Below are 8,440 nucleotides of genomic sequence, written 5' to 3' on the forward strand. Positions count from 1 at the left end.
GTCAGGTCGAAGGAGGCCCCAGTGTTCAAGATACAAAAGGTATACAAAATTCAAATTGAACTGGATGGAGCTTTGATCTCTGCCACTTTGGATGATAACCCTACAGTACGGGATTTTATCACCCATCTGCCGATGACATTAGAGCTAAAAGACTACGCATCGACCGAAAAAATTGGTTTTTTGCCTGACAAGCTGACCACGCAAAATGCACCGCCCGGCAGCATACCTTCGGTTGGCGACATCAGCTATTACGCGCCTTGGGGCAATCTGGCAATTTTCTATAAAGATTTTGCCTATTCCCAGTATCTCGTAAGGCTTGGACGGATCAGCAGCGGTATAGAACACCTGAACTTTAGCGGCGAAAAGTACGCCACTATCAGCCTTATTCACTCTAATTAAGCTATGAGGATAGAAATCATGAACAAGGGTCAACCCAAGATGAAACAAGCCGGACAACCGGACGCTGGTCGGCGTAATTTATTAAAAATGACAAGCGCAGGTATTGCTGCCGCTTGTGTTGCGCCACTTTTTACAACCTCAGTGGCTGCTGCAGCCCCAGTCTCTGTTGGTGCTCAAACGGAACTGAAACTTAGTACAGAGTGGGACAAAACCTTCGCCAAAAGTGACAAAGTGGATCATAAAAAAGTCAGCTTTAAAAACCGCTATGGCATTCGGTTAGCTGCTGATTTATATCAACCCAAAAATCCCGGAGTACTAAACACGAGCGGCAAGCTGGCAGCTATTGTGGTGGGGGGGCCTTTTGGTGCTATTAAAGAGCAATCCTCTGGTTTATATGCGCAGATCATGGCTGAGCGAGGTTTCGTAACTCTTGCTTTTGATCCATCCTTTACCGGCGAGAGTGGTGGCGAGCCACGTCATGTTGCCTCACCTGATATTAATACCGAAGATTTTAGTGCAGCAGTGGATTTTATTGGCTTATTAGCTAATGTCGATCGTGAGCGTATTGGCATACTTGGTATTTGTGGCTGGGGTGGCATGGCGTTAAATGCTGCTGCCATCGACAAGAGAGTGAAAGCTGTAGTAGCCAGTACTATGTACGATATGACGCGAGTGATGTCCAAAGGCTATAACGACAGTGTGACCAAAGAACAGCGAACTGCAACACTGGAACAACTAGGTCAGCAGCGCTGGAAAGATGCGGAGAAAGGTGAACCTGCGCTCGGTCCTGTTTACAATGAACTCAAAGGGGGCGAACCACAATTTTTAGTAGATTATGCAGGGTATTACAAATCCCGCGCTCGTGGCTTTCACCCACGAGCTATTAACTCGAACAGCTCCTGGACCATGACTAATCCATTATCCTTTATGAATATGCCGTTGCTGTCGTATATCAACGAAATTTCGCCCCGCCCGCTATTGTTGGTGCATGGTGAAAAAGCGCACTCCCGTTACTTTGCTGAAACTGCCTATGCCGCAGCAGCAGAGCCAAAAGAGTTAATGATTATCAAAGGCGCGACTCATATTGACCTGTACGATCGGCTTGATGTGATCCCCTTTGACAAAATGACCAGTTTTTTTCAGCAACACCTAATGGCCTAAGCACTGATTAAAGGACTGAGTTATGAGGATAAAGCAAAAACAGCATGTGCTGAAAATTGGCTTTGAACTGACTTTGGTAGGAAGAGGTTTAAACCACTGCAAACATTATTCTGAGCTTTGATCAAGTTGTTTCGCTGGCTTTTAGCTCAAAAGCCAGCGAGCTGAAGTACCCTTTGGGTGTTAGCCAATAAATCTGGTGATCCAGCGAAACCCTATCAGGCTGCGCATGATTTTCACAGCGCTGTTGTGGCGCATCTGAAACAGGCAACCAGCGCAAAAACTGAGCATTAAACCCGGAGTTGAGCCAATAAACCTCAGAGCCGCTTCTGATAATTGCTGTTTCCTTACCAGCAGCAGTTGCTGCTGTAGCTGGCTTTTTATTGTCAGCTCAGTCAGCTTCTGTTGTTGTTTAGTCAGTAGCCGTTGGATCAGCATTTTTGTCTTCCTTCTGTGGCCTGAATAATAGCAATTGCAATTGCCGCCAGGTATTTGAAAAGCCAGCTTGTGACAACACATAAGCTAAACTGCGCCAACACCAAAACAATACGGCAAATTGCAACAGCAACAAAGCAGTGGCCGTAATTGCGACTGAACTGCTTAGCTGGAATAGCAGATAACCCAGTACAGCCAAAAAACTGCCCAAAAGTAAAATCATGCCTGCACCAAAACACACCACTAAAGCCGCGGCAATGGTCAGGCTTCGACCTGTAAGCTGCCATTCTGCAGCTGCTATCTGCCCTGTCAGTTTTAATTGGCTGGCATAAGCTTGTTGAACTGAATGGCCAAGCTCAGCCAATTCAGTCAATTGAGCCAAAGCCTGATCTACCGATTCAGGCTGCCCGGTTTTTTGTACAGGCACTTCGGGACTTTCAGTAGTTTGCATCTAACCGCCTTGGTTGTTTCTGCGTTTGTTGCCGCCTCAAATACGACCTTATTTACGGCGTAGTAAAGTGGTTAACAATACGCCAGCAGCAAAAGCTATTCCTGCTGCAGCCAGTGGATGTTGCACTGCAAAGTCACGGGTTTTGCTATAAGACAGCTGCAATTGTTGTTTAATTTCATCTTGCTTATCTGTCAGGGTTTCCTGAGAGTCGGCTGCTGTTTTTCGTAATATGTCTTCAGCTGTTGCAGCTTTTTCTGCGATTGCGTCTACTACATGGTGTGCTGCTTCCACAGCTTTTTCGGTCACAGGCGAATTTAACGCATTCTTGCTTTTACTTGTTGCTTGTTCTGTAGCACTTTGTGAGGTGGCCATGATAGATCTCCTTGGTGATCACTGTGAAATGCAGCCATGGCTGCATCTTGCATCTTACTCTCTGCGCATTCATTAAAGCATTGGTTGCACCAAATTGATATAAATCAATAACTAACCTGAACTCGGGATAACGAGTGTCGACCTCTGTTGATTTAATCAATAAAATCAAAGACGTAAAAGTATCTTTTCAAAAAGCAAAACTCTTTTCTGACTGAATGTGCAGATTTTTATGGATCTCAAGGCGCTTTGTCGTACGCCATAGCAAGCTATGGCTAGACAGAGCAACGCAGNGTGCTTTGTCGATTCTTTATCTGCAGCGAAGCTGCAGAAGTTCCGGCTGCTGGTAATTTTTAGGCAGGCTTAACCGATAAAAATGAACAGCTGCAACAATAAAAAAGCCGGAGCTTTGAGGGCTCCGGCCTGGCTTTTGTTACTCTGGGCTAGATCAGAAATCCAGTTTTAAAGTCACAGTCGCAGTGCGTTCTGCACCTAAGTAATAAGCGCCTTCCTGGCCACCGGCTAAATAGTCCTGATCGGTCAGGTTGTTTAGCACTAAGGACAGGTCGATGCCTTTAAACATATCTTTTGATGACAAGTCTTTGCTGTAGCCCAGATAAAAGTCCATCAGGGTTGAAGCAGGAATTTCATCTTTATTGCCACCTAAGGCAGCACCAAAGTAGCTGTCTGTGCGTTTGGCAGTTAAGCCTGCACGGTACGCTTCGCCCTGATAACGCAGCGACAGGCTCAGCATAGTTTCAGGTGAACCTGCAACTTTGTCGCCTTTAAATATAGCAGCCGGGTTAATTGCCGGTTTGCCGTCAGGCCCTAAAACTACCTTGCCGTCTTCGTCCAAAATCACGGAATTGATAGTTTGGCTATATTCGGCCTTGTTGCTGGTAAAAGCACTGTAAAGGCTCCAGCTTTGCATAAACTCCCAGTTTAAGCTGGCTTCTAAACCGCTGGATTCAATACCACCCACGTTGACATAAGTACCGTCTAGCTCATTTAAATAATCCGGGCCACCCGCGTTAGCTCCGGGTTGTAAAAAGGTAATACGGTTGTCAAACTGCACATCATAATAAGTGACGGAAAGACTTAAATCATTGCCAAAATAACGCAAACCTAAGTCAATATTGTTGGCAGTTTCAGCCTCCAGATTATCAAAATCCTGATCGGTCTCTAAAATCGCATCGCTGATAGCTTTGAAGTTTTCGGCGTAACCACCAAACACTTCGTAACTTTCGTTTAAGCGGTAGACAAAGCCCAGACTAGGTAATAAGTCAGAATCGCTGTTCAGCTTGTCTGTATTTGCAGCCACTATATTGTCTTTGCGACTGACATCTACATAGAACTGCTTCACAGCTACAGTGACTGTTAAGTCATCCCAATTGATCTGGTCCTGCAGATAAATTTTCTGTGTATCAGTTTCATAGTTGCGGTCGTAATGTACCCAGTAAGGCTGATTATTAAAGTAATGGTACTGAATAGGATCTATTACATTATGCCAGTCACGGGTTTCGTTACGGTCTTGCTGTTCAATCCAGGCACCTAAACGTAGCTCATGATTGTCCATGGCCCATTTTAGTTCTGAGGTCAGGCCATAGCGATCTTTTTCGTAGTGGGTGTGGCGGTAAGAAGACACTCGTGTCGCGTTCGTTAAATCTGCATTGGGGTCTAAAATAGGCTGCCCTGCTGCATTCACATAGGTGTAACGAACCAGATTGCCATTGCCTGTACCTCGACTAACACGGTTGCCTGCAGCGTCTTCTACATAAACCTGATAAGGCGGTAACCAGTCACCACGGCCTGATTGCATATGGACATAAGGCGTCACCGTCAGATTCAGGCTATCACTCAGGTCTGTGTCCACTTTGACATAAGTTAAGCTGTTTTCCCTCAAGGTCGACCAGGCTTCAGCGAAGTTCTGGTCTATATCCGGATTACCAGTCCAGACGTTGGTCAGGCGATCCCAGTCCGGATTGTCTAAAAACTGCTGTAAAGAAACTGTGTTGTAGTTATCTTCTTCTGTATCGTCGTACGAAAAACGTGCAGTAATGGTAGTGTTATCCAGTTCAGTGACAGTTTTTACTTCACCATGCAAGCGGTCGGAAAAACCGTTGCTGCCTGAACCTATCCATCTGTTGCTAAAGCTGTCCGACAAGCTGACATAAGCTGTGGTGTTACCGCCAATTTGGCCTGTGTCAAAGCGAGTGTAATAGCGACGTGCATTGTGATCGCCGCCAGTGACAGCCAAAGATAAATTCTCTTCTGTCAGTGGGTTGTTAGAAACAAAGTTAAGAGTGCCACCCAATGCATCCAGGGAAGCCGAGGCTATATCTGAGGTTCCCTGACCAACTTCGACATAAGCTGTGTTTTCTGAATCCAGGTAGCGGTTGGCTTTACTGCCACCGCCATAACCTGAACCGCCATTTGGCAAACCATCAATAGTAATACCCAGCTGCTGCTCACTTAGATTGACGTTAAAGCCACGCATCGAAATAGTAGTAGACCAGTCGTCACCACCAAAAGCGTCGCCTTGGCCTACACTGATACCTGGTAATTGACTCACTAAATCTAATACGTTGCCTATAGGAGCTTTGGTGTTTTTAATAGCTTCATCTGTACTGTTGTTGGCATAGCTGATGCGTTTGCCGGTAATGGCCAGCACTTCTACTTCTTGCTCTTCGGCTGCAGCTACTGCTGCTTCCTCTGCAATGACAGGCGCCGATAAACCCAAGGCTGAACTCACTGCCAGAGCGAGCAGATGTTTGTGATGTAATGCCACGTGAAACTCCATATTGTTGTTTGAATTGAAGAAAGCGCGGCCATTCTGAACTGGTCGAATGACAGCAAAGTGAAAGGAAGATGACAAAATGAAGTAATTAAAATGTGATTTTTATGAAAAATGTCTTCATTTAAATTGCTGTCGAATAAATAAACCTGAGGTATTTTCTACAAAACGAAACAAGTGTATTCAGGCTTTCGTGGCGTTGATTTGATTCGTGAAATCAAAAAGGTCGACGCTCTTTATCCCGAGTTCATATATGGTTAATCATTTTTACATCCGAGCTGGGATTTACTGACGCAGGCATGAGCTTGGCAAGTATTAAAGTGAAGGGTGGCTGAGTTAGTGTTCTCTGTGCCTATTAAAGAGGGGATGGCGGCCACGATCAAAAAGTTCGTAGTCTGTAAGGCCTGATCCGAATCTTTGTAGTATCCGTTATGTCTGCTCAGGTGAAAGCTTAAAGCTGGAGAACAATAATGAATAACTTGATCAAACTGCTTTTGCTCATATTCAGTCTGTCCGCTTACAGCAAGCAGCAAACAGTGCTCTCTGACCTTGCCACTTTGCAATGGAATAATCGGATTCTTGTTATAAATGAGGTTCAAAGCCGGGACACTGTTTTGGTTTTGCTTGATACAAATAAAATTGAAATCAAGGAGCGTGATCTGCTTTGGTTTATATTTACAGCTGATCAGGCAGAGACGAACTATCAGGGGGAGTTGTCAGCAGATTTTGTCGCGAAAACCAGAAAGCGTTACCAGATCACGCCAGGGAAAATTATGCTGATTGGCAAGGATGGCGGCGTAAAGTTTTTGCTCGACCGTATGGATTTAGAAGCGATATTTTCAGAGATTGATGCCATGCCTATGCGGCAAAATGAAATGCTGAATTGAGGTCGGTGCTGGTTGTGCTTGAGTGCACTGACAGAGCAAAGTCGCTTCGCGGCTATTGCACCCTACAGCAGACATCAAAAAAAGGACCTTGCGGTCCTTTTTCACATTGACTCACTTACATCAATACTTGGCTGCTTGATCCGGCTTAGGTAAAGTGGCTTTGATAAAGTCACGTAAATCCTGATTCGACTGGCGTAAGTCGTCATAACGCAGGTACATCATGTGACCGCTGCGATAGCCCTTGAAGCTTAATCTGTCTTTCATTTTGCCACTTGGGTCCAACTGCCACATATTGTATTTGGCGTCAAAATAGTTGGTGGCGCCGTCGTAGTAACCCGACTGAGTCATCACATGCAGGTAGGGGTTTTGTGCCATGGCCTGACGTAAGTTTTCACCTGTATTGTCATTGCTTCTGTCCCATGGGTGCACATTGCCAAACATATTGTATTTAATGTCAGTTTTGTAATTCAGCTCGTTTTTCAGGTAATGATTAATAGCCGGAGTAAAAGAGTGCAGCCATGAGGTGAGTTCGGCGTTGTAATCCGGCGCTGAACCAGCTTCTTTTTTATCTATGCCTAAATAACGCGAATCTAAACGGCCTACGGTCTGGCCGCGCTCACGCAGTAATTCTTTCCAGAAGAAGTTGTTATCAATATCTAAGTTATTTTGCAGCACAGTTTTGACGGATAAACCTGAATACTTTGCTACCTGTTCTGCAACTTTTTGTTTCTCAGCTTCAGGTAATGAATTGCCTTTAGCCAAAGCAGGCAGGTAAGTGTCTAATGTAAAAGCTTCTACTTCAGGTAAAAAATCCAGTAAGTCTTTTTGCTGCAATTCGCTGCTAAGCGCCTTGTGATACCAGGCTGTCGCCGCAAAATACGGCAGGCGGTTGGCTACATCGACAGGGCCGTCACGTTTAATACCTATATCAGTCGGAGACACCAGTACGACGCCGTTCAAGTACATCCACTGTTGGTTTTGCAGCGCTAAAGCTAAACCTGAAACCCTTGTAGTACCATAGCTTTCACCAATCAGATACTTAGGCGATTCCCATCTGTTGTAACGGCTGACAAAAGTATTGACCCACTCGGCCAGGTATTTGATATCGGCGTTTACACCAAAAAACATTTTTTGTTGCTCATCACGGCTTGGCATTTTGCCATCTTTGCCCGGTAAGACGCGGGAATAGGCTGTATTCACCGGGTTTACAAAGACTATGTCGGCCGTATCGAGCACTGAATAAGGGTTTTGTTTTACGCCATAAGGCTGCAGCGGGTAGCCTTCGCTATCTACATTCAGCGCTTTGGGGCCACTGTATGCAATTTGCATCCATACCGAAGCAGAACCAGGGCCACCGTTGAAAGAGATCAGTAAAGGACGGCTTTTTCTGTCTTTTACATTCTGACGTTCATAGTAGGTATAAAAAATGGCGGCTGTGGGCTCGCCTTGTTCATTCCATACCGGCTGAGTGCCAGTGTAAGCTTTGTAGTTAAAGCTTTGATCCAGTACTGTAGTTTTATGGTCGGTAACCACCACTGAGTCGGCATCTATTTGTATCGCCGCATTTTTTGCGGTTTTAGCTTCGTCTGCCTGAACAGCTGTGCTTAAACTGGTGGTGCTCAGGCATAAGCCGAGCACTAGAAGTGGACTGATTTTCATAAGTTTCCTGATAGGACTGTTGTTATTTTAGTTCAGCCTACTGTTTAACTCAGAGCTGGCAAAATAACCACCCGGCTTGAGACTAATTACAAAGATTCAGGTTAAAAAGCTCAGAATTTTGCTTCTTATCCCACTGGAGAATTCAGCTCAGCGCATCAAGCTCAGTGCGTGAAGCCGCCTTCACTTTGTCTGTTGCTCCGCACTTCTTGCCTAAAAGTCCATTTAAGTAGTCTGGCTGATGCCGCTGCTGTAGTCTGTTTTTATTTTCGGCCCTAAACCACCTACTTC

General features: G+C 45.2%; 8 protein-coding genes. 3 read left to right on the forward strand and 5 right to left on the reverse strand.

Annotation, left to right across the window (positions count from 1 at the left end):
• Positions 1–21 precede the first annotated feature (21 nt).
• Together EMM73_RS15160 and EMM73_RS15165 are read left to right on the forward strand one after the other, a co-directional pair.
• Positions 22–399: a cyclophilin-like fold protein gene (locus EMM73_RS15160; protein WP_222422678.1), complete on the forward strand. Its 378-nt coding sequence runs from the start codon at positions 22–24 to the stop codon at positions 397–399.
• An 18-nt stretch (positions 400–417) separates the two neighbouring features.
• On the forward strand, positions 418–1,560 hold the full coding sequence (locus EMM73_RS15165; RefSeq protein ID WP_127687640.1) for an alpha/beta hydrolase: 1,143 nt from the start codon (positions 418–420) through the stop codon (positions 1,558–1,560).
• Between the two features lie 180 nt (positions 1,561–1,740).
• Here EMM73_RS15165 and EMM73_RS15170 read toward each other — a convergent pair whose 3' ends face one another.
• The 4 genes from EMM73_RS15170 to EMM73_RS15185 form a co-directional block, all read right to left on the reverse strand.
• Entirely contained in the window at positions 1,741–1,995 is a 255-nt protein-coding gene (locus EMM73_RS15170) for a hypothetical protein (RefSeq protein ID WP_127687641.1), read from the reverse strand.
• Complete coding sequence (locus tag EMM73_RS15175) at positions 1,970–2,443, reverse strand: hypothetical protein (RefSeq protein ID WP_127687642.1); 474 nt, start codon at positions 2,441–2,443, stop codon at positions 1,970–1,972. The genes EMM73_RS15170 and EMM73_RS15175 overlap by 26 nt, the downstream gene beginning before the upstream one ends.
• Positions 2,444–2,491: 48 nt before the next feature.
• Positions 2,492–2,815 carry a DUF883 domain-containing protein gene (locus tag EMM73_RS15180; protein WP_127687643.1) on the reverse strand — a complete coding sequence of 108 codons (324 nt, stop codon included), beginning with the start codon at positions 2,813–2,815 and terminating at the stop codon, positions 2,492–2,494.
• Between the two features lie 445 nt (positions 2,816–3,260).
• Positions 3,261–5,600 carry a TonB-dependent receptor domain-containing protein gene (locus EMM73_RS15185; RefSeq protein WP_186435249.1) on the reverse strand — a complete coding sequence of 780 codons (2,340 nt, stop codon included), beginning with the start codon at positions 5,598–5,600 and terminating at the stop codon, positions 3,261–3,263.
• A 476-nt stretch (positions 5,601–6,076) separates the two neighbouring features.
• On the opposite strand from EMM73_RS15185, the gene EMM73_RS15190 reads away from it, so the two are divergent.
• Positions 6,077–6,493 carry a DUF4174 domain-containing protein gene (locus tag EMM73_RS15190; RefSeq protein ID WP_127687645.1) on the forward strand — a complete coding sequence of 139 codons (417 nt, stop codon included), beginning with the start codon at positions 6,077–6,079 and terminating at the stop codon, positions 6,491–6,493.
• Positions 6,494–6,613: 120 nt separating this feature from the next.
• Here EMM73_RS15190 and EMM73_RS15195 read toward each other — a convergent pair whose 3' ends face one another.
• Positions 6,614–8,152, reverse strand: a complete 1,539-nt coding sequence (locus tag EMM73_RS15195) for a S10 family peptidase (protein ID WP_127687646.1) — start codon at positions 8,150–8,152, stop codon at positions 6,614–6,616.
• Positions 8,153–8,440: the final 288 nt, after the last annotated feature.

The organism is Rheinheimera sediminis (assembly GCF_004005375.1).
GTDB lineage: Bacteria > Pseudomonadota > Gammaproteobacteria > Enterobacterales > Alteromonadaceae > Pararheinheimera.